22 protein-coding genes, 1 tRNA gene and 1 pseudogene are annotated in these 23938 nt (G+C 69.0%); 12 read left to right on the top strand and 12 right to left on the bottom strand.

Translation table 11 applies throughout. From position 1 onward, the window contains the following. Positions 1-32: 32 nt before the first annotated feature. Positions 33-401 carry a MerR family transcriptional regulator gene (locus ACQZOG_RS15175; protein WP_058916379.1) on the bottom strand — a complete coding sequence of 123 codons (369 nt, stop codon included), beginning with the start codon at positions 399-401 and terminating at the stop codon, positions 33-35. Positions 402-534: 133 nt separating this feature from the next. On the opposite strand from ACQZOG_RS15175, the gene ACQZOG_RS15170 reads away from it, so the two are divergent. From ACQZOG_RS15170 to ACQZOG_RS15160, 3 genes and pseudogenes are all read left to right on the top strand, one after another. Next, positions 535-1440, top strand: coding sequence for an NADP-dependent oxidoreductase (locus ACQZOG_RS15170; RefSeq protein WP_033276660.1), 906 nt, complete (start codon positions 535-537; stop codon positions 1438-1440). 150 nt (positions 1441-1590) lie between these two features. Beyond that, on the top strand, positions 1591-3024 hold the full coding sequence (locus ACQZOG_RS15165; RefSeq protein ID WP_033276659.1) for a recombinase family protein: 1434 nt from the start codon (positions 1591-1593) through the stop codon (positions 3022-3024). A 143-nt stretch (positions 3025-3167) separates the two neighbouring features. Beyond that, positions 3168-3431 (top strand): annotated as a pseudogene (locus ACQZOG_RS15160) (YdcF family protein); the annotation flags it as partial. 549 nt (positions 3432-3980) lie between these two features. Here ACQZOG_RS15160 and ACQZOG_RS15155 read toward each other — a convergent pair. Next, positions 3981-4490 (bottom strand): phosphoribosyltransferase, encoded by a 510-nt coding sequence (locus tag ACQZOG_RS15155; RefSeq protein ID WP_079031475.1) that lies wholly within the window; start codon positions 4488-4490, stop codon positions 3981-3983. Beyond that, positions 4487-5062: a dCTP deaminase gene (dcd, locus tag ACQZOG_RS15150; RefSeq protein WP_033276656.1), complete on the bottom strand. Its 576-nt coding sequence runs from the start codon at positions 5060-5062 to the stop codon at positions 4487-4489. Before dcd ends, ACQZOG_RS15155 begins: the two co-directional genes overlap by 4 nt. Before the next feature lie 523 nt (positions 5063-5585). Here dcd and ACQZOG_RS15145 point away from each other — a divergent pair. Continuing rightward, positions 5586-5659 (top strand) — tRNA-Gly (locus ACQZOG_RS15145). A 306-nt stretch (positions 5660-5965) separates the two neighbouring features. After that, entirely contained in the window at positions 5966-6508 is a 543-nt protein-coding gene (locus tag ACQZOG_RS15140) for a DUF1707 SHOCT-like domain-containing protein (RefSeq protein WP_037640758.1), read from the top strand. 43 nt (positions 6509-6551) lie between these two features. Here the strand turns inward: ACQZOG_RS15140 and ACQZOG_RS15135 are convergent, their stop codons facing one another. The 5 genes from ACQZOG_RS15135 to ACQZOG_RS15115 all read right to left on the bottom strand — a co-directional run bounded on the left by ACQZOG_RS15135 (position 6552) and on the right by ACQZOG_RS15115 (position 11034). Continuing rightward, complete coding sequence (locus ACQZOG_RS15135) at positions 6552-7031, bottom strand: ASCH domain-containing protein (RefSeq protein WP_224219990.1); 480 nt, start codon at positions 7029-7031, stop codon at positions 6552-6554. After that, positions 7028-9094: a GNAT family N-acetyltransferase gene (locus ACQZOG_RS15130; protein WP_058916382.1), complete on the bottom strand. Its 2067-nt coding sequence runs from the start codon at positions 9092-9094 to the stop codon at positions 7028-7030. The genes ACQZOG_RS15135 and ACQZOG_RS15130 overlap by 4 nt, the downstream gene beginning before the upstream one ends. Positions 9095-9292: 198 nt before the next feature. Beyond that, positions 9293-10438 (bottom strand): tyrosine-type recombinase/integrase, encoded by a 1146-nt coding sequence (locus ACQZOG_RS15125; RefSeq protein ID WP_037640757.1) that lies wholly within the window; start codon positions 10436-10438, stop codon positions 9293-9295. Continuing rightward, positions 10438-10650 (bottom strand): excisionase family DNA-binding protein, encoded by a 213-nt coding sequence (locus tag ACQZOG_RS15120; protein ID WP_031043819.1) that lies wholly within the window; start codon positions 10648-10650, stop codon positions 10438-10440. Before ACQZOG_RS15120 ends, ACQZOG_RS15125 begins: the two co-directional genes overlap by 1 nt. Positions 10651-10776: 126 nt before the next feature. Continuing rightward, positions 10777-11034, bottom strand: a complete 258-nt coding sequence (locus ACQZOG_RS15115) for a helix-turn-helix domain-containing protein (RefSeq protein WP_030401440.1) — start codon at positions 11032-11034, stop codon at positions 10777-10779. 505 nt (positions 11035-11539) lie between these two features. On the opposite strand from ACQZOG_RS15115, the gene ACQZOG_RS15110 reads away from it, so the two are divergent. The 4 genes from ACQZOG_RS15110 to ACQZOG_RS15095 all read left to right on the top strand — a co-directional run bounded on the left by ACQZOG_RS15110 (position 11540) and on the right by ACQZOG_RS15095 (position 16138). After that, positions 11540-12496 (top strand): hypothetical protein, encoded by a 957-nt coding sequence (locus ACQZOG_RS15110; RefSeq protein ID WP_430741555.1) that lies wholly within the window; start codon positions 11540-11542, stop codon positions 12494-12496. Next, positions 12493-13185 carry an ATP-binding protein gene (locus tag ACQZOG_RS15105; RefSeq protein WP_430741879.1) on the top strand — a complete coding sequence of 231 codons (693 nt, stop codon included), beginning with the start codon at positions 12493-12495 and terminating at the stop codon, positions 13183-13185. The genes ACQZOG_RS15110 and ACQZOG_RS15105 overlap by 4 nt, the downstream gene beginning before the upstream one ends. A gap of 785 nt (positions 13186-13970) precedes the next feature. Further along, positions 13971-14399 carry a plasmid mobilization protein gene (locus tag ACQZOG_RS15100; protein ID WP_430741878.1) on the top strand — a complete coding sequence of 143 codons (429 nt, stop codon included), beginning with the start codon at positions 13971-13973 and terminating at the stop codon, positions 14397-14399. Next, on the top strand, positions 14396-16138 hold the full coding sequence (locus ACQZOG_RS15095; RefSeq protein WP_054103069.1) for a relaxase/mobilization nuclease domain-containing protein: 1743 nt from the start codon (positions 14396-14398) through the stop codon (positions 16136-16138). Before ACQZOG_RS15100 ends, ACQZOG_RS15095 begins: the two co-directional genes overlap by 4 nt. A 14-nt stretch (positions 16139-16152) precedes the next feature. Here the strand turns inward: ACQZOG_RS15095 and ACQZOG_RS15090 are convergent, their stop codons facing one another. The 4 genes from ACQZOG_RS15090 to ACQZOG_RS15075 form a co-directional block, all read right to left on the bottom strand. Then, positions 16153-16899: a class I SAM-dependent methyltransferase gene (locus tag ACQZOG_RS15090; RefSeq protein WP_033276647.1), complete on the bottom strand. Its 747-nt coding sequence runs from the start codon at positions 16897-16899 to the stop codon at positions 16153-16155. After that, positions 16896-18368 carry an asparagine synthase gene (locus tag ACQZOG_RS15085; protein WP_430741554.1) on the bottom strand — a complete coding sequence of 491 codons (1473 nt, stop codon included), beginning with the start codon at positions 18366-18368 and terminating at the stop codon, positions 16896-16898. Before ACQZOG_RS15085 ends, ACQZOG_RS15090 begins: the two co-directional genes overlap by 4 nt. 627 nt (positions 18369-18995) lie before the next feature. Then, a complete protein-coding gene (locus ACQZOG_RS15080; protein WP_157842197.1) occupies positions 18996-19145 on the bottom strand; it encodes a hypothetical protein in 150 nt (49 codons plus the stop codon). Continuing rightward, positions 19138-19509 carry a hypothetical protein gene (locus tag ACQZOG_RS15075; RefSeq protein WP_430741553.1) on the bottom strand — a complete coding sequence of 124 codons (372 nt, stop codon included), beginning with the start codon at positions 19507-19509 and terminating at the stop codon, positions 19138-19140. The genes ACQZOG_RS15080 and ACQZOG_RS15075 overlap by 8 nt, the downstream gene beginning before the upstream one ends. Before the next feature lie 166 nt (positions 19510-19675). Here ACQZOG_RS15075 and ACQZOG_RS15070 point away from each other — a divergent pair, with 166 nt between their 5' ends. From ACQZOG_RS15070 to ACQZOG_RS15060, 3 genes are all read left to right on the top strand, one after another. Next, entirely contained in the window at positions 19676-20932 is a 1257-nt protein-coding gene (locus ACQZOG_RS15070) for a helix-turn-helix transcriptional regulator (RefSeq protein ID WP_007453339.1), read from the top strand. Between the two features lie 14 nt (positions 20933-20946). Beyond that, positions 20947-21312 carry a hypothetical protein gene (locus tag ACQZOG_RS15065; protein WP_007453337.1) on the top strand — a complete coding sequence of 122 codons (366 nt, stop codon included), beginning with the start codon at positions 20947-20949 and terminating at the stop codon, positions 21310-21312. Positions 21313-22050: 738 nt separating this feature from the next. Beyond that, entirely contained in the window at positions 22051-23778 is a 1728-nt protein-coding gene (locus ACQZOG_RS15060) for a SpoIIE family protein phosphatase (RefSeq protein ID WP_164555663.1), read from the top strand. Positions 23779-23938: the final 160 nt, after the last annotated feature.

Raw genomic sequence — 23938 nt, 5'->3', positions numbered from 1 at the left:
AGCCCTTCTTCTTGCTCCCTCACTCCCGTGGATCACTCCCGTGGATGGCGGCATTCCGGCGGCGGGTTACGGGTGTTGGCGATGACGGCGTCGAGCCGTTCCCGGGCCTCGGACAGCTCCGCGATCCGCTCGCTGATCCGCGTCCGCTCGTTCTCCAGGTGCTCCACGAGCCCCGGCGGGACCGAGCCGGAGTACACGCTCGGCAGCACCTCGCGCACAGAACGGCTGGCCAGCCCGGCGGCGAACAACTGCCGGATCAGGCCGACCCGGTCGACGGCGGAGGCGGGGTAGTGCCGCTGGCCTCCGGGGCCGCGCTCGGCGGGCAGCAGCCCCTGCTCCTCGTAGTAGCGGAGCGCCCGGACACTCACCCCGGCCCTCCGCGCCACCTCACCGATCCGCATACGGGCCCCTCCGATCGACGGCCGTCACCTGACGTGCGTACGACGTGCGACTTGCATCTGACGCCGACGTCAGGTCCTAGCGTCGCGGGTGTCGAAGTCATTCCGGCTTCTCCGGCCCAGGAGGCAGATCAGCATGCGCGCAGCCCGCTACCACGAGTACGGCGACACGACGGTGCTCACCGTCGAGGAGGCCCCCGACCCGGCACCGGGCCCCGGCGAGATACGGATCCGGGTCGCCGCGGCGAGCGTCAACCCGGTCGACTGGAAGGTGCGCAGCGGCGCGGTGCGGGACGTCCTCCCCGTGGACCTGCCGGCGATCCCCGGCCGTGACGCCGTGGGCCGGGTGGACAGGATCGGCGCCGGAGTGGAGGGCGTGGGCATCGGCGACCGCGTCTTCGGCCTGGGCGGGGTGACGGGCGCGACGGCGGAGCTGGCGGTGCTGTCGGCCTGGGCGCCGGCGCCCGCGGAGTGGAGCGACGCGGAGGCGGCCGGGGCCGCCCTGGGCGCCGTCACGGCGTTGAGCGGCCTGAAGGCGCTCGGCCCGCTCTCCGGACGTACGCTGCTGGTCGAGGGCGCCGCCGGAGGGGTCGGTGGCGCGGCGGTCGAGCTGGCGGTCGCCGCGGGGGCCACGGTGATCGGGACGGCGGGCCCGCACAACCACGCGTTCCTCAGCGAGCTGGGGGCGGTCCCCACGACGTACGGCGAGGGCCTGGCGGAGCGTCTGGCGGTCGTGGCGCCGCAGGGGATCGACCTGGTGCTCGACACCGCCGCGTCGGGCTCGCTCGGGGAGCTCGTGAAGATCGCGGGGGACCCGTCCCGCGTGGTGACGGTCGCCGACCACCAGGGCGCGGGGCGCCTGGGCGTACGGGTGGCCGACGCGGTCAACGACTCGACGTGGCTCGCCGAGGCGGCCGCGCTCGGCGCGCAGGGCCGCTACACGCCGCGCGTGGAGCGGACGTACCCGCTGGAGGAGATCGCGAAGGCGCACGCCCACTCGGAGGGCGGGCACGTGCGCGGGAAGATCGTCGTGACGCTGTGACCGGGCCTGCTGTGACCGGGCCTAGAGGGCTTCCCGGTTCACGGCGGGGGCCTCACCGGAGGGCGTGACGGGCGGCTGGACGTTTTGGCTGACTTGCCTCGATGAGGGTAGTAGCCTAACCCTGCTCAGGAGGCAGGGGGAGGGCCGACCGTGGCGCGCAAAGTCGGCGTGTACACCCGCATTTCGCGGGACGACGAGGGCGAGTCGCTGGGGGTCGCGAGGCAGCAGCAGGACTGCGAACGCCTCGCCGATCTCCGATCGTGGCAGGTCGTGAAGACCTACGAGGACAACGACGTGTCGGCCTTCAAGCGCAATGTCGTGCGTGGCGAGTTCGAGTTGATGCTGAGGGATCTGCGCGCCGGCCTCCTCGACGCCATCGTGTCCTACGACCTGGACCGCCTCGCCAGACAGCCGCGGGACCTGGAACGTCTCATCGAGATCTTCGACGAGCGCCCCAGCCTGGAGTTCGCCACCGTCACCAACGACATCAACCTCGGATCGTCGGACGGCCGCACGATGGCCCGCATCATGGTGGCGTTCGCCAACAAGTCGTCGCACGATGCGTCACGCCGGATCAAACGCAAGCACCTCGAGCTGGCCCAACAGGGCAAGGACAGCGGCGGACCGGCGCCTTACGGCTGGAGGAAGGACGACCGCACGAAGGTCGATCCGGTAGCGGCCGAGGCCATCCGTGAGGCTCAGCGGGAGATTCTCGCCGGCGTGCGCATCGGAACCATCCGGACCCGGTGGCAGCAACAGGGCTTGGGCAACCCAAGAGCAGGTACCAAGCGCATGGCCCATCACCACGTCGAGCAGATCCTGACGAGCCCGAGGTTGGTCGGCTACCGCACATATCACGGTGAAATTCTGCTCGGCGAGGATGGCGAGCCGGTCAAGGGCAACTGGGAGCGGATCAACACCCTGGAAGAGTGGGAGGCCGTGTGCGCAGTAGTCGCCGAGCGGAAGCAGAAGCATCCCGGCAAGTCCCTCGCCCGTAAGTACCTGCTCTCGGGTATTGCCCGCTGTGGCCTGTGCAAGACCAAGATCCGAGGACAGAACAACAGCCGATGGGAACCAGGGTCTAAAGCAACGAGGTACACGTACCAGTGCTCAGTGGTGAACGGCGGTTGCGGCAAGGTCAGCCGCACCGGGGAGCCCGTCGACAGGCTGATAGCTCAACTCGTGCTCGAAGAGCAGCGCACACGAGCAGCAGTCACCACCATCCCCGGTCATCAAAGGTGGTCCCGTGAGGACGAGTTGGAACAGGTCACCCACGACATCGCTCAGCTCGTTGAGGCCGAGCGATCGAAGCAGATCACGGTGGCCACGCTCCTGCAGCTCCTACCGGCCAAAGAACGACTTCGCGACGAACTGAAACTGGAGCGGGCCCGCTTCTACAAGGAACAGAAGCAGGCCGAGGCCAAAGGCGAAACGGCGAATCTGACCGTTGAGGAGTTCTTCGCACTACCCATCGAGCGTCAGCAGGAGATCGTGTTGCACAGCCTCTCGGCCGTGATCATCAACCCGGCCGGACGGGGACACCGGAAGTTCGACCCCAGCCTGATCGAGCCGGTCTGGAGGTAACGGTCTGGCACGCCCCTGCAGCTACTACCGACCCGAACACGTGGAGGGGACGTAGACCCCTCTGGACCCGGCCGGCCGACACACTTCGCGTGGGAGTACGACTTCAAGGTGCCCGACTCGGCGAGGGGCGGAGAAGGACAGCAGTGATCTTTACGCAGGATTGGGCCGACGCTCAGCGCGTATGGGACTACCACCAGATGGGCCATGCACCTCAACCGTGCTCGGTGGCCATCGGACTCGGCAGTCACGATCTGGGGGTGGCTGACACCGCCGTGGACCTGTACAAGCGTGGCCTGGCCCCCCTGCTCGTTGCTACCGGAACCACCAGTCCGACGACGCGGGAGTGCATGCCCTGCGGTGAAGCCGTCCACTACCGCGAGCGGGCCTTGAAGCTGGGGGTCCCCAGCGAGACGCGGCCCAGGGCGTCCAGGTCGTTCGTACAGTGGCGCGCCCCACTTGGACGCCGTCCCAACGGTGTGAGCGGCCTCCTGCTAGACCCAGGGGGCCGCTGCCGTTTCCAGCAGCGGTTGCGGCCGCAGGAACCAGTCTGACGCACCGCACTGACAGTGAGCGTCAAGGTCAAGGCGTGTGCCTCAAGGAGTCGAGCTTCGGCGTTTCACGTGGAACACGGAAGTCACTCGGGCGGTGCGAAACTTCCCCCGCTTCACCAGCTCGGCGACGTGAGCAGTCTGAGTGTGTAATCCCACGTCGACAGCGCCACTGTCCGCGTGTCCCGCAGCTCACTGCGCGCATTGGTCACGCAGTCGAAGTCCATGAAGCTCGTGGCCACACCGTCAATCTCACCGTGCGAGTCCGCGTCCATCTCTCGGTACATCTTGCGGCAGCTGTCGATCTCAGGCGCCACGCCTTCCGAGGTCAGGGGCCTCTCACTACCAACGCAGAAGGGCCCCTCAGCAGTCGCCGAGGAGCCCTAGAAGCGCGCGCTTCATCACACGTCAGAGTGCTTCTGTGTTCGTCTTCGGCACCTCGCCCGAGGTGTGTACTGGAGGCAAGACGCTCCACGGGAAGTTGATCCACTCGTCGGTGCGCTTCCACACGTACTCGCACTTCACCAGCGACTGCGCCTTCTCGTAGATGACGGCGCTGCGCACCTCGGCGACGGCGTCGAGGCAGAAGTCGCGGACCAGCTTGAGGGTCTTGCCGGTGTCGGCGACGTCGTCGGCGATCAGGACCTTCTTGTCGGTGAAGTCGATCGCGTTGGGGACGGGCGCGAGCATGACGGGCATCTCTAGGGTCGTGCCCACGCCGGTGTAGAACTCCACGTTGACCAGGTGGATGTTCTTGCAGTCGAGCGCGTAGGCGAGGCCGCCGGCGACGAAGACGCCGCCGCGGGCGATGCTGAGCACCACGTCCGGCTTGTAGCCGTCGTCGGCGATGGTCTGGGCGAGCTCGCGGACGGCGACGCCGAACTGCTCGTAGCTGAGGTTCTCGCGCATGCCGCTCACACCTGCGTCCGGTGGAAGTTGAGGTAGGACCGCGAGGCCGTGGGCCCGCGCTGCCCCTGGTAACGGGAGCCGTACCGCTCGCTGCCGTACGGGTGCTCGGCCGGCGAGGTGAGCCGGAACATGCAGAGCTGTCCGATCTTCATACCGGGCCAGAGCTTGATGGGGAGCGTGGCGAGGTTGCTCAGCTCCAGGGTGACGTGCCCGGAGAAGCCGGGGTCGATGAAGCCGGCCGTGGAGTGGGTCACCAGGCCGAGCCGGCCCAGCGAACTCTTGCCCTCCAGACGGGAGGCGAGGTCGTCGGGCAGCGTGATGACCTCGTACGTGCTGGCCAGCACGAACTCGCCCGGGTGCAGGATGAACGGCTCGTCCCCCTCCGGCTCCACGAGCCGGGTGAGGTCCACCTGCTCGACCGAGGGGTCGATGTGGGGGTAGCGGTGGTTCTCGAACACCCGGAAGAAGCGGTCGAGACGTACGTCGATGCTGGACGGCTGCACCATGGATGCGTCGTAGGGATCGATCCGCACCCGCCCGGCGTCGATCTCGGCCCGGATGTCCTTGTCTGAGAGAAGCACGCCCCGAGAATACGCAAGGCGCGCGCGGCGACCGAAACCGGCCGCCCCGCGCGCCTGCGCCCTCTGTCTGCGGGTTTCCCTGCCGACCCTGCCCGGCTACCTCTTCTGCAAGGACACCGGCACGACGCTGCGAAGCCGCGCACAGCGCGGACACCGCAGCAGCCGGCCGGGGCCGAGGCGCTCGGCCTGCTGCATCGGGAACGAGGCGGCGGTGAACACGTGCCCATCGGCACAGCGGACGACGGTGCGCTCCATCAAGTCCAAGAGTCCCTTCCCCAAGAGCCGCGTCTGGCTTGCTGCCCTGACGACAAAAGCCACGTTACGGGATGAAAGGAACGGCGCTCCAGGCGGCACCCCGGTCGCGCGCAACGGCCTCACGGTACGCCCCGCCGTGTGCCCGCCGCAGCCGCTTCCACACCCTGAAACACCGTCAGGCCCCCGGGTCTTGGACACCGGGGGCCTGCCATGAGGTACAGTGAGCGAGCGTCCGGACCACTCCCGAGGGAGCGGATCTGGATCTTGCGCGGGTGTAGTTTAATGGTAGAACATCAGCTTCCCAAGCTGAGAGCGCGAGTTCGATTCTCGTCACCCGCTCCACGAAGAAGGCCCAGATCACCGATCTGGGCCTTACTTGTTGTCTAGTCCAATCAGGGGGCGGCGTGCCCTCGGCGTGCCCTAAGTCGAGTCCAGGCCGCCACACCAGCGCCATTCGGGTGCCCAGCAGGCATCAACCTGCCCCGGCGTCCCATATCGCGGGACGCAATTCGTGTGACCTGCGCCACACAGGGCGCAAAGGGTCACCAAGACGCATACGCAAAGGGTGGTTTGCGGGACGGGTGGCGCCCCGGTCTCCGGGCCTGCCTTGACGGGTTTACCTCGCCGACTCGGCAGTACGGTGAACCCGTGACCTCCTTACCGGAAGAATCGCCCTCACTGATCCGTGAAGGCGACCGCGAGGCAGCCGTGCGACGTCTGCAGGAGGCGTACGCGGAAGGGCTCATCCCACACGAGGTGTTGGACGAGCACCTCCACCAGGTGCTCAGCGCCAAGACGCGGAGCGAACTCGCGTCCGCTCTGGTCGCGCTCCCGGAGGAGCAACCGGGAAGCACTGCCACGATCGCCGCCGCCGGTGGGCGGATCAAGCGGCGTGGCGCGTGGCGGGTGCCTCGGGTCCTCAAGGTCGAGTCAGCATATGGAAGGGTGCGCCTGGACCTGTCCCGGGCGGTCATCGAGCACCCGATCGTCGACATCGAGCTGCAACTGGGAACCGGCGGGGCCCGGATCACGGTGCCCCGGGACGCGGTGGTCGACGTCGAAGGACTGAGCACGGGATGGAAGGACCTGCGCTACAAGATCCCGCGACAGCCCCGGCCCGGCGGGCCGACGATTCGAATCTCCGGGGTCATGGGATACGGACGCTTGAAGATTCGCCACGCCCTGCGTTGAAGCCCCGTCCGGTGCTTCGGCCCCGCCGGCGGCGAGTGCAGCACTAGGCGGGTACCAGGTCTCCCAGCGCCTCGCGAAGCGCCGTGCCCACGACAGGTCCCGCCACGGCCACCTGTCGAAGCTCGTCGCCCTTCATGTAGCGGTAGCTCTGCGGAGGGTGGAAGGACCCGGCGGAGCGCAGCGCATTGAGCGATACCGGCTCATCGAAGGAGACAGGATTCTCCATCGTGAGACCGCTCGCCTGCCTCGCGCCGCTCATGTAGGCGTCGTACTCCCGCCGGGTGATCCCGGTCTGTCCCCGATGAGCCGACCAGACCTCGCTGGGCGTGGCGACGTAGATGGCGGCAATGCGCGCCATGCCCACCACCGCCATGGTGGGCGCGGTCGCGTACAAGAGGACGGGCGTTCCCGGAGGCGCGGCGACGCGCTGGCGGCGAACCTCCACCGTCTTGCTGCCGGCCAGGATCGCGTTGGCGAAGCGCGGGTGGACGGACAGCAGCATCGCGCGTTCCGGATCGCTCACGTCGTTCGGTGCCCCTCTTGGTAAACCGCCTGGAACAGCTCACTGCTGATCTTGGACAGCGAGATCAGCGAGCCAGGCGACCACGTTAGCCCCCGGCCCCTGGCCAGCGAGGTCAATCGGCGCAGCGTCACCGGCTTCGGGAAGATCTCAGTGTCCGAGAACCTCAGCGCCATGGCGTGACCGGACGCGTCTGCAGCCCTCTCGACCTCAGCCCGACCATATACGCCCAGGTGTTCGAATTTCGAGAACAGAACATCCGGAGTGTCGATGAGCACCTCGTCGAGCCGCGAGCTGCCCACCACCCTCTGACCCTCTCCCGTGGAGTTGCCGTCGCTGACGTACCAGAGCAGTCGAGCCGGGACGCTCTCTCCTCGACGCTGCGAAGATCGGTAGTAGACGTGTTCCCTGCTGATGCCCAGGGCGTCGCTCCGCGCGATGAGCATGGCCGGGACGTTGAACAGCTCAGTCGACCAGCGCGGCTTGATGGGCACCATGAAGGACGGCAGCTCGGAGTCGATGACCTTGGCCGGCCACCACGCACGCTCCAGCACGGCGGTCACCTCCGCCGGCATGCCGACGTCGAGCACGGTCGCATCGACAGCAAGCTCTCGGGCCAACCCGCCGGCCACCACCTCCACCTCGGCGGCGGTCCCGCACACGTTCACCAGGAGCGCGACGAGCTCGCCGTTGTGCTCGAAGAAGCCGTCGTCACCGGCCGCGGCCCGCGCCGCCTCGGAGGGGTGCGGATCACTGATGCGGACGATCTCGGCCCCGCAATCCCTCCCGAGCCGCTTAAGCAGGAAGAGGAGCTGCCGGGCCAGGGTCTCTTCCAGGGGGTGGCCAGCTGTGCGAAGGACGGGTACAACCAGGGTTCGGCCGTCCAGCGACCACGCGTAGAGGGCGACCGGTCGGCCCTGGCCGTCCCGGAGAAGCTCACGACGCCATGCGATCCCGCCCTCGTTCAGCGACCGCAGCCGCTCAGAAAAGGCTGAGCCGTCGTCAGCGCCCGACTGCTCGAAGAAGGCGACCAGTTCATCCTCCGCGCCCGGCGCCACCTCCGCGGACCGGAACTCCGTCCCCATCAGGTCAGCCGGGCGATACACCTGGGCCTGCCGCAGCTCATCGACGTGAAGCGTCACGGTCGACGGTGAGACGACCCGGACGCGAGCCACCTCCCAGGCCACATCTGTCAGGCGAGACAGCAGCGGATCACGGGTCGCCAGGACTTGTAGACCAGCACACGAGGTCTCGGCCACATACCGCATGCCTCGCAGAAGTGCTGGGTTGGCAGCCAGGCCGGGAACCGCCTGCGTAGCGGCTTGCACCAGTTCGCGGGTTCGCTCCTCCACGGCCGCGGAGCCGGTAGAGAGCTTGTGGAGCCCGGTCAGCGCCGCCTGCTGGTGCTGACGCTCTGCCGTGTCCGTGAGGTCCCGGATCTGATGGACCAACTGCGGGGTGTAGGCAAACTCAACGAGATCCGCCATCCATCCGGCTTCGAGCGCACGGGACTCCTCGGCACCGGTGGTGTCCGTGAGGCCGCGCAGATCGGCGAACACACCATGGTCGACCGTCACCACGAGGAGCGCGTCGCTCTCCATCTCCGTGAACAGGTCCGGATGGCCGAGGTCCAGCCACCAGCCGTCCAAGATCTCCCCGTCACGACCACGCCCACGGACCTCACCGTCCGGAACGAAGCCCAGACTCCTCCACATCCCGCTCAGGTCATAGTCCCGACGGCACTTGGCCTTGATCCCAAGGCGTTGTGGATACCGCTCCTTGATGCCCTCCACCAGACGGCCCGCAATTCCCCGCCCCCGTTCCTCCTCAGCCACACACAGGTGCGCGAGTCGGATACGCGCGCTCCTCTTCGGCAGCCCGAACAGCGCGTAGCCGATCACTTCGCCGGCCTCGACCGCGACCAGAAGGCCACCGTCCTCAGCTGCCTTCTCATAGGCAGGAGGCGTCAGAAGCCCCAGCGTCTTCGTGTACCGGTCCCCCAGGGCTATGGCCTTAACGATCAACTCTTCTTGCGCGGGCGAAACGGACACCAGCTTGATCGCCATTACTACCCCCTCCAGCTGTGGCTGATCGCGACCGGCCACAACTCCCCTGTCACTGCATACAGGGAGAAGCTGATCTCAGTTGCTGCCATCCCTCAAGGGGGCACGAGGGGCGCACGGTGCTGCGGAGACCGTCGCCTGCCTCCAGAGTCCGGCCGATGGAACCGTCCCGCCGGACTCGTAGCCCCGATACCGGTCCGCCTAATTGGCTTCCGACCGATCGGCACCCGCCTCACGCAAGCGCTCGCGCACTTCAGTGTCGATCCCCTGGGCCAGCCTCCGCTGATGCTTGACCGTCGAGTGCTGGTAGATGAGCTGGGCGCGCTCCGAGGACTGGCCGGCGCGCACCATGAGGTCCTTCAGCTTGGCGCCGGTGTCGGCGGCGAGGGTGTTACCGGTGTGCCGGAGGTCGTAGAAGCGGAAGTTGTCGGGCAGCCCCACCTTCGTCCTGGCCTTGCGCCACTTCCGTCCGAACGTCGAGCGGCGGAATGGAGCGCCCTTCTCCCCGACGAAGAGGAGACCATCCGGCTCCTTCTCGGCGAACCACTGCACGTGGCGTCGCAGCTCGGGCAGGAGGAAGTCGGGCAAGTAAACGGTGCGCTTGCCCGCTCGGGACTTGGGATCGCCGGTGACCCTCCTGCCGTTGGTCAGCTCCGGTGACGCATGCGTGATCCGCAGGGAGCATTCGTCGAGATCGACACTGCGGCGGCGCAGTTCAGCCAGCTCCTCGGGGCGAAGCGAGGCGAAGGCACCGAGCAGGACCATCAGGCGCCAGCGCGGACCCATGGCGTCGGCGAGGTCGAAGACCTGCTCCACGGTGGCGGTCGGCCGCTCGTCGGCTTCCTCCCGACCGGCGCCCTTGATCCGGCACGGGTTGGTCCGCAGGAGGTCGTCATCGACCGCGGTCTGCAGGATGGCCTTCAGCAGCCGGTACGACTTGGCGACCGTCGTGGCACCCGTTGCCTTGAGCCGCTCGGCTCGCCAGGTGCGGACGGAAGGCGGTGTGATCTCGTCCAGGTCCTTGCTGCCGAAGACCGGCAGGAGGTGCAGGCGTAGCAGGCCGTCGTAGCGGTCGACCGTGGTCGGGGCCAGACCGCGCTCCTCCATCCAGCGAAGGGCGTACTTCTCGAAGTTGATCGCGCCGGCGTCCGGGTCACGCCAGTGGTCACGCTCGATGTCGGCGCGGACCAGGTTCAGCCAGTCCTGCGCGTCGGTCTTCGTGTCGAAGGTCTCGGGGGCCTTGTGGCGCTGCCCGTCCGGGCCCAGGTAGCGGGCCTGCCATCGACCGGACGGGAGCTTGCGTACGGTACCGAACTCCCGACGACGCTGGAGCTTGCGTGTCGGCATCAGGCGGCCCGCCCGTACCGAGTGCGGGTGCGCCGGGTCGGCTCGACCGTGCGCGCCTCGATGTACTCGGTGACGGCACTCTCGGGGACGCGCACGGGACGTCCGAGCTTGACGTAGCGAATGCGGCGCTCGGCGATCAGACGGCGAACGAAGCGTTCGCCGGTACCGAGCTGTTCGGCGGCTTCGGCCACCGTCAGGAGGCGGTCAGTCATGGGCGACCGCCCCCTTTCGGCTGTGCTGCTGAGTGCAACGGGCCGGGGCTATTGCGAGTCGGTGCAACGGTGAGACTTCCTTACCGAGGTCGAAACTGGAGCGGGCACGGCGGACCGGTGGTGGCTTCAACAGGTCGCGGAGTCCTGGAGCAGGGCGCGGGCCGGGACGCGAAGTGCCTGCGCGAGGGTGAGCAGGTCGTCGACGTCGCAGCGGCGCTGAGCGCGTTCGATGCGGGACAGCATCGTGTTGGACATTGGCCGGCCAAGGGCGGTGACGCGAGCGGCCAGCTCTCGCTGGGAGAGGCCGCGCTCGGTGCGGAGAATTTCGATCGTGCGGGCGGCCCTTATCCCGGCTGCGCCGATTTCCAGTGAACGTGCTGCCATGACTCCAATTCTCGGCTGTGTTCGCCGGTTTGGTTAACCGGCGATCGTCGGCTATGTTGCGCCGCCGTGCGTTTGGCAGGCGGGTGGCCATTTCGTCGATGGGTTCCCTGTGACGGCGGCCCGAGCAGTGCTCGACAGCGTCTCTGACGTGGGGTGTTGTGTTGTAGCTTCGCCACTCACCGGACGTCAACGCCTTGCCGGTGTGATCCTTCTGGCTTGACGCCCAGAACAACTATTTGGTCAACCGCCGATCGTGACCTACCGTTTTCACGCCGCCCTCGCCGCCCCGATTCCCGACGGCCTTTCTGCCGACAGAGATTCGACAGGTCAGGGCTGGACTTGTGCCGCTCGGGTGTGGCTATGTTGACGACACCCCCGGAAAGCGCGACCGGCTCTCAGCCAGCCTCGCGTCCACGGCCGGCCAACTCCCCCGCCTTTGCCGTCACGACCGACGGTGAGCCATGGGTGCCCGCCCATCGGCCACCGAGTGAGGAACACTCCGCTCTTGGCACGGATCCGCACCATCAAGCCCGAAGCCTTCGTCTCCGAATCCCTCGCCGTCGTCACCCTGACCGCCGAGCGCACCTTCTTCGGCCTGCTCACTCAGGCCGACGACCAAGGCCGCTATCGCGACCACGCGGCGATCATCGCCGGTCAGCTGTGGGTTCTGCGTCCGGAGCACACTCCCGCCGAGGTCGAGAAGGATCTCGCCCAGCTGGCCGACGCCGGCCTGGTCTGCCGGTACAAGGGCCCGGACGACAAGCGCTACCTGCACATCGTCACGTGGCACAAGCACCAGAAGATCAACCGGGCCAGCAAGAGCCGCATCCCGGCCTGCCCTCGCCACAACGATCCGAACGGTGCCCCGGGCGGCACCAAGACTGTCGAGGCCGTGGCACCCGCGCCGTCCGTAACGCACGGAGCCGTCGCGGACCATGCGCCGAACCCTCACGGAGGTGACAGTGAAGGGGCACGGAACCCACACGATCCCTCGAACCAAACGGAAACCACCAACAAAACCGCAGGTCAGGAGGCAGTCAGTGAGCCCTCACCTGAACCTCATGGACTCGTGCTTGAGGCCGCGGTGACACCTCACGGTCCGGATCTAGGACCTAGGATCATGGATCTAGGATCTACCCCTTCGGGGGGCGCAAGCGCCCCCGCGGCCGACACCGTCTCGGCCAAGCAGCTCATCGCCGAGTACAGCGCGGCATGCGCCCACCGCCCGCCCCAGGACGTCCTGGGCCATCTCGGCCGAGAGGTGCGCAAGCTGCTCGCCGAAGGCATCGCTCCCGACCACGTCAGGGCAGGGCTCGTCCTCCACAGGACCAAGGGCAAGCACCCCAGCATCCTGCCGAGCCTGGTGCACGAGGCCATGAACGCCGCCCTCGCCCAGCCCGTCATCCACAGGGCGTGGACAAACCCCGCCGACGTCGAAGCCGCCTACGGAGAACAGCTCTGACCTCCACCCTCACCCGCGAACCCCAGCACGTCGGCCCGCTCGCCGACCGTCTGAACGGCATCCTGGCGGGCCGCGGCATCGACCCCGGCGCCGTAGCCGCGGAGCCGCCCGCCGAACCCGTCACCGCCTTGGAGCTGGCCGACGCCCGCATCCCGGCCCGGTACCGCCGTGCCCTCGCCGACCACCCTCAAATCATCGCCTGGGCCGACCACATCGCCCATGCCGGACGCCCCGGCCCGAGTGGGCCCGGCATCGCCGAGGGTCCCTCCCTGCTGATCGCCGGCCCCACCGGCACGGGCAAGACGCATCAGGCGTACGGCGCCGTTCGGGCACTCCTCACCCGCGGGGTTCGCCTGCGCTGGGAAGCCGTCACCACCGCCGACCTGTACGCCCGCCTGCGTCCCCGTGCCGGCCACGACGCCGAACGCGACCTGCAGACCCTGGCCCGCAGCCCACTGCTGCTCCTGGACGACCTCGGTGCGGCCAAGACCAGCGAGTGGACCGAGGAGCTGACCTACCGGCTCATCAACCACCGGTACGAGCACATGCTCCCCACCCTCATCACGACCAACCTCCCCACCGCCGAGCTGCGCACCACCCTCGGTGACCGCGTCGCTTCCCGCCTCGCGGAGATGACCGACCGCGTCATCCTCAAGGGCTTTGACAGACGACGTCACCGCTCCCCCTGACGATGGAGGAAGAAGACCGGACGACGGAAGGGCAGTCTGCGAGCGCGCGTCCTTTCACCAGGAGGACCGGCCGCGTGCCGCGTCGAGGACCGAGCGAGGGTGTCGGGGACCAGTCCTCAATGGCCGGGGACCGGATGGCACATGCGAGGACCGAGCATCCCGGTCCCGGGACCGTGGCCGCCCGAGGTGGGGACCGGTCCTCACCAGACATCGGGGACCGGTCCCGTACGTCTCGGGGACCGGTCCCCGACGGTCCCGTCGGACACGAAAACGGTCTCCTGGCAAAGCAGCAGGTCACAGCCCCCAGGTGGGCGGAAACAACGGTCCTGCACCGCGAATGACAGTCAATCGTGAGGGAGGACCGAGCCCTGCCGGGTCCCGGTCCTGCCGAGGACCGAAGACCCGCACAACGCGGTCCGCGGTCCCCAAGCGTGATACGCAGAGGAAGAGAGGACCGGTCCCCGCGGACCGCTCCAACCTGGAGCCCACCCCACACGGTCCCGTAACGAGCCCGCCCGGTGCCAGCCGCGCACGGCCGCCGCTACGGGTTCTCACCGTGGAACACCCACCCAGAAAAGCGACCCATGCACCAACCACATCAGCACACTCCTGACGACGTGCGTCAGGGGGCCACCATCTCAGCCTCCGACGGAGCAAGTTGGTGCAAGAGCATTGCTCCCGACGGGAGCAATGCTCTTGCGTCTCCCGCCCCGAGAGCGGCGGTCCCGGAAGCGACCGAGGACGGATCGCAAACCGGCGGGGAAGAGCTACACGCGAACCACAGCATCGACTGCGCGCGCACCTCTCCGTCGCAGCCCCGCATACAGCAGCGCGAACGCCTGCGCGACGAGAACAAGCGCCTGCACCAGCCCAGCTGCCGCATGAACGACGCCGAGTACCAACTGCTCGCCCGAGCAGCCGCCACGTGCCACATGAGCATCGCCGGCTTCCTCGCCCGCTCCGCTCTCGACGCCGCCCACGACCTCGGCCGTACCGCCGCGGACATCGCAGGCGAGCGAGAGATGCTGCACGAGCTGTTCGCGCTGCGGCGCCACCTCGGGCAACTCGGCAACAACCTCAACCAGGTCGCCAAGGCGCTGAACTCCGGCGCCGACGCATCGCAGGCAGAGGCGGTCCTCGCCGCCGTCCAGCGCGCCGCTAGGCGCGTCGACGCCTTCACCCAGCACCACTTGGACAACAGGACAGCCGGGTGATCCCCCGCGTCCACGCAAGAGGCACGCGCACCATCGGCCTGCTCCACTACTTGTACGGGCCCGGCACGCACGAAGAGCACACAGACTCGCACCTGGTGGCCGCCTGGGACAGCCTCGCCCCTGATCCCGGGCGCGACTCCGATGCCACGTACGGCGATCTCCAGCGGCTGCTCGACCAGCCGGTCAACGCCCTGCCGAAGAACCGCCGGCCCGCCGAGCACGTATGGCATCTGTCGGTACGCGCCGCTCCTGAGGACCCGGTCCTGTCGGACGAGCAGTGGGGCGAGATTGCGCGCCGAATGGTCGCCGCCACCGGCATCGCTCCCGACGGTGACGACGCCGCCTGCCGCTGGGCAGCGATTCGGCACGCCGACGACCACATTCACATCATCGCCACCGTCGTACGAGAGGACGGCCGCCAAGCCCGTATCCGCCAGGACGGTAAGCGTTCCCAAGCGGAAGCCCGCGTGATCGAGATCGACTACGGGTTGCGCCGCCTCGCCACCGGCGATGGCACCGCAGCCCGTCGTCCGACCAGCGCCGAACGGCACAAGGCCCAGCGGGAAGGCCGGGAGCGCACAGCGCGGGAGGAACTTCGTGAGTCCGTGCGCCGGGCAGTGGCCGGTGCTGCCTCGACGGACGAGTTTTTCGACCGCCTGGCCGCCGCCGGTCTGCTGATCCGCAAGCGTCTCGCGCCCTCCGGCGATCTCCTCGGGTACAAGGTCGCCCTCCCTGATGACCGGAACAAGGACGGCGAGCCGGTCTTCTACTCAGGCTCCAAGCTGGCGCCCGACCTGTCCCTGCCCCGTGTCCGCGAACGCTGGAGCCGGCCCTCGGAGACGCCCACCGCCATCGACGGTTCATGGCCGGATCAGCCTGCACTGCCGCCCGTGACAGGCCCCGCGTTCGCGCGGCGGCGGGCCGCGGCTGCCACGTGGCAGGCCCTGCTGGTGATCGACCACGGCGACGACGGCACCGCAGCAGCCCAGATCGCCGCGACCGGAGAGGTCCTGGACGCGCTGGCCAAGACCTCCGCCGCCCACACCCGGGCCGAACTGCGCGAGGCAGCCTCCGCGTTCGAGCGCGCGAGCCGCTCCCACGTGAAGGCGGTACGCGGGCACGACCGGGGCCTGCGACAAGCCGCCCGTGATCTCGTCCACAGCGGGCCGGTCCTGGGCCGGGGCGAAGACGGCGCCTGCACGGCCATGCTCATCGACATGGCCGTCTTCGTCGTGACCGCCGCGGCAAAGTGGCACGCCAGGAAGCATCACACCCAGCAGGCCACAGCAGCCCAGCAAGCCGCCGAGCACCTCCGCGCCGCCTACCAGGCCGCCTCAGTCCAGCCCATGACCGCACTGAGCCAGCGAGGCCGGCGGCTGACTCAACGTGTTCGGCAACAGCAGGCGAACCTGCTCCACCAAGTGCTGCCGGAGCTGGCCGACCAGATCCAAGCCGAGTCCGGTTGGCCCGCCTTGGCCGCCACACTGGACGACGCCCGGAGGGCCGGCCATGACCCGGCCGCCCTGCTGACCGAAGCCACGGCACGGCGCGAACTACGCTCCGCCGGATCCATGAGCGACGTCCTCGTCTGGCGCCTGCGCCGCAGCGCTCACCTGCCCGCACTACCCGACGACCGCAACGCCACGGCCCTCCGAGCCAACCGGCACACCTCGCACTCGGCGCCCACCACGCAGTCGGTGCCCGGCCCGACAGGGAATGATCCCCGCCGTGGGCGCTGACGACCGCGTCCTGATCACCTGTACCGGGCCACGGTGTACGCGGTAGGCCCGTGCAAGGTGCCTGCTCCGATCCCGTCGGTGATCTGGAGGACGTCGAAGCCGGCGAGCGTCGCGTACAGCTCCAGCTCACGCGGCCCGAGAACACGCCGACGGATCACGTCCCGTGTTTCTTCACCAGAGTTGAACACCCACTGCCGACGCATGGTGTTCATCTGGGTCCGCAGGTCCCACTCATAGCTGATGGTCACGTGGGCCGTGCCCGATCCGGTCTCGACCTCTGCTTCCTGCGGCTCATCACGCTCGATCGGCGCTACGGAACAGCAGAGTACAAGGAGCGTCCCGGGACGGGCGTGCGCTGCGAAGGTCCGGAAGACCGCCTGGATGTCCTGGTTGTCGTGCACGTAGGAGAGGGAGTTTCCCAGGCAGGTCAGCACGTCAGCGGTATGGTCGAGTCGGATGGTGCGCATGTCGCCGAGGCGGATGTCGAGGCCGGGCCGTGTGCGGCGGGCGTAGTCGACCAGGCCGGGCTGGAACTCGACACCGATGCAGTCGAAGTGGCGGGCCAGCAGCTCCAGGTCTCTCCCGGTTCCGCAGCCCAGATCCAGCAGAGTGCGGGCATCCGGGCGGTGCCGATGGACGAGCGCCCGACAGCTGCTCGCGCTGGTGCTGTCGGACTGCACTCTGTCGTACAGGGCGGGGTCTCGGTAGAAGAGGTTGGAGGCTGCCAGGTGTCTGGATTCGGCGATGTCCAGGCCGCTCATGCGAGGCTCCGCAGTCCGACTTCCAGGGCGAGTGTGTCGCACAGCAGGTCGGGCACCGTGGGAGTCCGCTCGGCGTGGTCGCGGGCCCGGCTGAGGGCGTCGGCATCAACGTAGCCGAAATCGATCAGCAGGGAATCGGTCAGCATCTCGTCCAGGAGAGGGAGCCCGTAGGTGCGCAGTCCCGACTCCATGACCGCGAGGAAGTTCTCCGGCTCGGTCGGAGCCGCGACGGACTCGGGCAGACCCGTCCGCCGAAGTCGGTCGCGGAACATCCTCTTGTCGCGTTTGTACTCGTACGGCAGCTGTTCCATGAAGCGGATCATCCGGGGGTGGACGAGCGGGGCCACCGGCCAGATACCGAGTCTCACGTACGCCGGATTGTGCAGGCCGAATGCCATGAGCGTCGGCACAGGCAGGACCGGGATGGGAGCGAGGTTCTCGTTCACCTGGGCCAGCGCCGCGGTGGCCTTGTCGCCGAGCCATGGCACCGGCTCCATCGGCGGGAGTCCGGCTTCCGTACGCGAGTGGTGGGCGTTGACCTCGTCCCCGCCGCCACCTGTGAAGATCAGCTCGCAGCCGTGTGCGGCCACGTGCCCGCGCACGACGTCGAACGCTTCCTGGTAGAAGGCGCCTGCCGGATCGTGCGGCCGTCTGCGTTCCCTCACGCCACCAGGCACGAAGGGCGGGTGCTGCATCGCCGGCACGGCGGTGTCCCGCAACCCCAGGTGATCCACCAGTGAGCGGCGCCGGTCTCGCTGGAGCTGGCCGATCCGGCCGCCCATGAGCAGCCCCATGGTGTGCACGGAGCCGAATCCGGCCGCGACGGCGGACAGTGCCACGTTGGCCGAGTCCGCTCCGCCTGACACCTCGACGCCGACGCGGCCGGCCGTCGATCGCCACTCGGCCACGGCCTCGGTGAGCAGTGCGTCGAACACGGTCACGGGGTCCACTCCGCTACGGAGGCTGCGGGGTTCCAGGACGTGTTGGGCGGGCTCGGGGTAGAGGATGGAGAGCCCTGCCGGCGTGAAGACCGCGGTAGCGCGTTCGGTGAGTCGGTACACGCCGTCGAAGAGGGTGTCGGTGCTGTAGCGGTGTTGGCGGCTCAAGGTGCGGGCGACCGCTCGTGGATTGAGCTGGTCAGGTCGCAGGTGCGGCCGGAGGTCGACGATGTCCCAGGACCCGAAGATCTCGTCGCCGACAGCTGTGAGGTACAGCGGGACGGTACCCAGCATTCCCGCCGAGACCTGGATCTCGTCGGGCCGGACGAGCAGCGACGTGTAGTCGGCTTCACCGTCTCTGTCTTCTCGCACCAGCACACAGACGCTCGATCCGTCGCCCGGTATGAGGTCCGCGACCAGGACGGTTGCGTGAGCGGGCCGGATCCAGCTCTCCCCCTTGACCCAGCGGTCTGTGTCCCATCGCCAGCCGGCGTCCCGGGTATCTGCCAGTCGCACACGAAACGAGAGCACTCCGCTCCCCTCCTCTACGGAGCGGCGGAGCAGGACGCGAGGCCCTGCTCCGCCGCGTTCACCGGCCGGTCAGCTGCAGTGGTCGCCGTTGTTGTCGCCACCACCGGGCATCTTGTCGAGCAGCGCCGCGTCCATGCTGGGGGCGCCGGTGACCAGGTCTCCTGTGAAGAGTTCGTCGATGATCATGACTGTTCCTTCCTCCTGCGGAGTGGGTGGACGGGCACCGCGAGCTGCGGAACCCGGACCCGTCCCTGCCGCCGGCGTTCACGGCGAACTGGACGGGAGCTCGTTGGGTGGGGGCCCGCTCTGGCCGAGGGGAGAGAGCGGCTGAGCCCTTCCCCGGTGGGGACCGGGTCTTCCCGAGGGCTCGCTCGGCCAGAGCGGGAGTCGGTAGGTCCGGAGCGGACCGGTGGTCTCTCTCAGTCGGGGGCGAGGTGCCACAGAGCCCAGGCGACCGGGGTAGTGAAGACGATGATCAGGGCCGACAGCAGCCACTGCCGCCAGCCATAGGGGCGACCTCGCCTGCTGCGCCGCCGGCTCACCATCCCCGGGACACCGCCACCACGATCGATCCCCCGAGCACCATGACGCACGCGATGTACATGACCTGAGCCGTGACCTGGCCTTTCACCGCGCGCCCTGGTCCTTGCCACGCTGTTGCCCCACGGTCGGCGCGAGGCCAGGTCGGCCGACGAAGACGCGTCGTGCTCGTTCCTGGTCGGGCAGGGTGGCGCCGATCCGGCACACCGGCGGCTCGGCCGGGGTTTGGTCAGCCATCGTTCTGGTCCTTACTCCGGGTCGCGCGGTAGACGTCGGCGAAGCGTCTGGTCAGTGAGCCGAGATCCCGCATGTACTGGTAGGCATGGAAGTGAGGGGACTGCTCCGTCGGCCGACGCGTCAGGTCGAGGACCCGGTAGCCCTCCCGGAACAGCGCCTGGACGGCCGGGTTCTCGTCGAAGCCGAGCTCCTCGGCCATCAGCACTCTCAGGTGGCTGACCAGGTCTCGGGTCGTGGCGTCGATCACCGGGCGCTCGGGCATCGACAGCCGGATGGCCAGCGCTGTCTCCACGGCCTCGTCGACCGCCTCCAGGACAATCGACGCTCCAGCCACCTCGGACGACGTGACGCTTCCTGCTGCCATGTCCGCACCCCTTCTCCGGCCTCCACCGTTGTCGTTTCTGACAACGTCCAGAAAAGCGGCTCGCGTTGGCGCAGACCACGGCATCCACGGGCCAGTCCTGGGACACTTCTGGGACAGCCCGGTGCCGTCGGGTTAGACGCGGGTTGATGCGTGGAAAGGGGGCGGCATGGGGCTTGCGGAGAGGCGCAGGGCGCTGGGCTACAGTCAGGAAGAGCTCGCGCACGCCCTCGGCGTGGACCGACGAACCGTCGGCCGCTGGGAAGGCCGCACCACCACGCCGCAGCCGCCGCTGAGACCACGGCTGGCCGAGCTGCTCCACCTCGACCTTGACGAACTCGACGCGTTGGTGGGACAGCCACAAGCAGTCCGACCGGAGTCGGCAGGGCCGCCGCCTCGCGACCACCATGGCTCAGGGGACCTCGACGACATGATCCGACGCCAGTTCCTGCGCGCCATCACCGTCACCAGTGCCCTGGTGGCCCTGCCCCCCGATGAGGGCGCAGCCCTCGCGGAGGGCGCGCTGCGCGGGATGTCCGATGACTTCCTGCGCATGAACGGACACCTGTGGCAGGTCTACCAACTCGCCCGCGCCAAGCGTTCCGTCTACCCGGTCGTCCGCGACCAGCTCACCGCCCTGAACGAGACCCTCGGCGGACGGCCCGAGGTCGAAGCACAGGCCCTGTGCGGCGCGGCCGGTGACCTCTTCCAGCTCGCCGGAGAACTGGCCTTCGACGGCAACCGCTACACCGACGCCGCCGCCTCCTACACGCTCGCCGCCTCTGCCAGCCAGGAGGCGAAGTCCTACGACCTGTGGGCGTGTGCCCTCGTCCGCCACGCCTACGTCGATCTGTACGAACGCCGGTACGCCGACGCGGTCGGCGCGCTGTCGGCCGCAGAGAAGGTGGCAAGGCGCGGGGACGGTTCCCTGTCCACCCGCTACTGGGTCGCTGCCGTCCAGGCCGAGGCGTACGCCGGCCTCGGCGACCTCTCCGCCTGCGAACGCGCCTTGGACGAGGCGGAGAAGGTGACCGGCCTGAGCGGGGCGGCCCACAACGGTGGCTGGCTGCGTTTCGACGGCTCCCGCCTCGCAGAAGAGCGTGGCGCGCGCTACCTCCAGCTCGGTCGCCTCGACCTCGCCGAGAAGGCACTCAGCAGCGCGCTCAGCCAGGACATCCTCGCTTCCGGCCAGTCCTTCCGCCGACGCGGTGCGGTCCTGACCGACCTCGCGGCCGTCGGCGCCCGGCGCCAGGACCCCGACCAAGTAATCGCCTACGGCGGGGAGGCGCTGCGACTCGCCCGCACGACCTCCTCGGGTTACGTCGCCCGTAAGCTTCTGGGGTTACGAACCGACCTCGGCCCGCTCACCCGCGACGCTCGTGTGGCGGAGCTGGGCGCCGAGATCGACGCACTGTGCACGACGTGACGAGAGGGGAAGGCATGTCGCAGTCCGAGGGCGCCCGACTGTTCCGCGAGGCTTGGATCACCGGAGTGCGCAAGCACTTCCCCGGCGAGCCCAAGCCCGGTTACGTCACCCCCTGGGAAGAGACACCCGAGTGGGAGCGCCAGGCCGCCGGCGCCGTCCACGACCAGGTGCGCCAGTTCCTCGACCTCAGCGACCGCCACGCCTCCCGCCTCACCCGCGAGCAGAAGAGCCGCTTTGTCGCCACCTGCTGGACCGCGCAGATGTACAAGCACTTCGAGAACCCGAAGCCGGGCTATGTCGCCGACTGGGCTGCCCTGCCCGACTGGCAGAAGGAGACCGACGCGGACATCTTCGAGGCGATCGAGGACGCTCTGAAGTAGTCGCACGGGACTGCCATTCAAGTCGGCCTGCGCAACCGCCGGGCTTCCTACGGCGTCGATCGGCCCTCCCTTCGCGGCTCGTTTCCGACCGCCGCGTCACGGTTCAGCTCCTGTGGGACCGGCGCGGCGAGGGGGCCGGACAGCGGGCGGATCCTGCTGAGCATGCGCGCGGCTCCGAACTGTTCTGCGGGGTTTCTGGTTGTCCCTTTTCGGGACGGGCGTCATGTCCCGACTCGGGACAAACCTCTTGTCCCGACTCGGGACGGGCTTCCTCCCCCACGACCGCCGAGGCTTTGACTGTCACCATCGTGGCCAGCCCGTCAGCCGCTGCAACACCGTCGTAGCCGTAAACAGTGTGCTCGCCGTCCTGACGGTCGGCGACGACGCCTTCATCGAGCAGCATCCCGGGGATCCCGCCACCTGCTGGCCTCGCCGTCCTCGTCACGGTCCTGGCCGCGTCCGTGGTCCTGAGCATCCGACGCCCGTGCCCGGGCGGAGCTGCGCTCCTCGCGGACCGGGGCGAGGACGGCGCTGAGTACGGCTCGCCGGAGACGAGCCGACCAACCGCCCGGGAGACACTGCGTCTGGACAGACAGCGGGATGACGACTGCCCCTGGTCCGGACATACCTGGCTGGCCCGTGGGCCGTGCCCGCGCGGTGTGCGCCGACTGCCCCGGTGCCGTGCGAGCAGGGCCGCGTCGGAGCACCATCGACGGGAAGGCAGCCACTGGAGGGTCCGTGCGCGATGCGGTGGGTGATGACGTGGGGCCGTGGCCGGCGGACGAACCGGGTTTCTGGCGGCAGGTCGTCGAGCGGCTGGGCACGGCGGTGCTGGTGCTGGACACAGCCGGACGGGTGATCGCCGCGAACCCGGCGGCCGAGCGGCTGCTGGGCCGCACCGCCGCCGCGATGCGGGGCGCCGACGCACACGATCTGCTGCACCGGGACGCGGACGGCAACAAGGTGCCGCGAGACCGGTGCCCACTGCTCCACGCGCTGGCCGAGGGGCAGGGGGCGCGAGGGGAGGGCGGCACGTATCTGCGCGGTGACGGTCGTCTGCTGGCTGTCTCCTGGTCCGCGTCCCCCTTGACGGAGGACGGCTCCGTGCAAGGCATGGCATTGCTGTTCACGGACGCCACGGGGGACCGCCGCGTCCATCGGGAGCGAACGGCGCGCACGCGCGCCTTAGAGGACCTCAACGAGCGGCTGTCCCTGGTCGCGGAGATCACGGACGTCCTGGGGCAGACTCTGGAGACCGACGAGGCGCTGGCCCGCCTGGTGCGGCTGCTCGTGCCCCGTCTGGCCGACTGGGCCGCGGTGGACCTGCGGACCGGTTCCGGCGAGGTCCACCGGGTGACGGTGACCGGTCCGGAGGGACGGGACGCCGGATTCCAGGGCCGGAGCGTACTCGGCGCGGAGGGAGCCGGTGAGGGGGAGGACTCGCCGCTGGGCCGTGCGCTGACCGGGGGCGAATCCGTGCTCCAGGACCGGGTGGCTGCCGTCACCCCGGCCGCCGCACATCCGCCTCTGGTGGCTCTCCACAGTGGCTTCCTGGCCGCGGTGGGTGCGCGCTCCGCCATCACGGTGCCGCTCGGCGCCCGGGACCGGATCACCGGGGCGCTGACGGTGGTGCGCACCGACCCGGCGCATCCCTTCGACGAGGACGACCTGGCGGCAGTGAGTGACGTCGGCCGCCGGGTCGGCGTGGTCATCGACAACACCCGCCGCTACGGCCGTCAGCGCGCCGTCGCCGAGGCGATGCAGCGCAACCTGCTCGCCCCGCTGCCGCAGCACGGCCATCTCCGGCTGGCCGCCCGCTACCAGCCCGCACCTGCGGGCTCGCAGGTCGGTGGGGACTGGTACGACGCCTTCATCCTGAAGGACGGCGCGCTCGCCCTGGTCATCGGTGACGTCGTGGGCCACGACCTGACCGCGGCGGCCGGTATGGCCCAACTGCACGGCATTCTGCGTTCGCTGGCCTGGGACCACACGGGACCGCCCGGCGCCGTCGTCGACCGCCTCGACGCCGCCATGCCGGTCATCACCACCGTCCCGCTGGCCACCCTGATCCTCGCCCGCGTCGAGGGCGACCCGGACACGGGACCGTGGACGCTCCGCTGGACCAGCGCGGGGCACCCGCCCCCGCTGCTCCTCTCCCCGGACGGCACCGCATGCTTTCTTGAAGCCGGCCAGGGGCTGCTCCTCGGCACCGGATCCGTCGGCGACGCGGACCGACCGGACGCCACGCATCCCCTGAAGCCCGGCTCCACCCTGCTGCTGTACACGGACGGGCTCGTCGAGACACCGGGCAGCGACCTCGACACGGGCCTGGACCGGCTGCTCCGGCACGCCCTCACTCTCGTCCACGAACCGCTGGACAGGCTGTGCGGAAAGGTCCTCGCCCACCTGCCGCCCGGCAGCACCGACGACGTGGCTCTGCTCGCCCTGCGTGTACCGCCGCCATGAGACGTGGTGGCCGTCGGACCGGGCCGGTGCCGCGGAGGCGCCCACCATCTGCCACGCCACTGATGACCTGCTGTCACGCCGCCTTTACGCGCCGAGGAGTAGTCTGAGGAGACCGAGGGCATCAGGCACGCCGGTGGCGGACCGGCTCCACCCCGGTATC

The organism is Streptomyces sp. P13-3-3, from assembly GCF_050571355.1.
GTDB lineage: Bacteria > Actinomycetota > Actinomycetes > Streptomycetales > Streptomycetaceae > Streptomyces > Streptomyces althioticus.
This window is presented reverse-complemented; position numbering and strand designations above follow the sequence as displayed.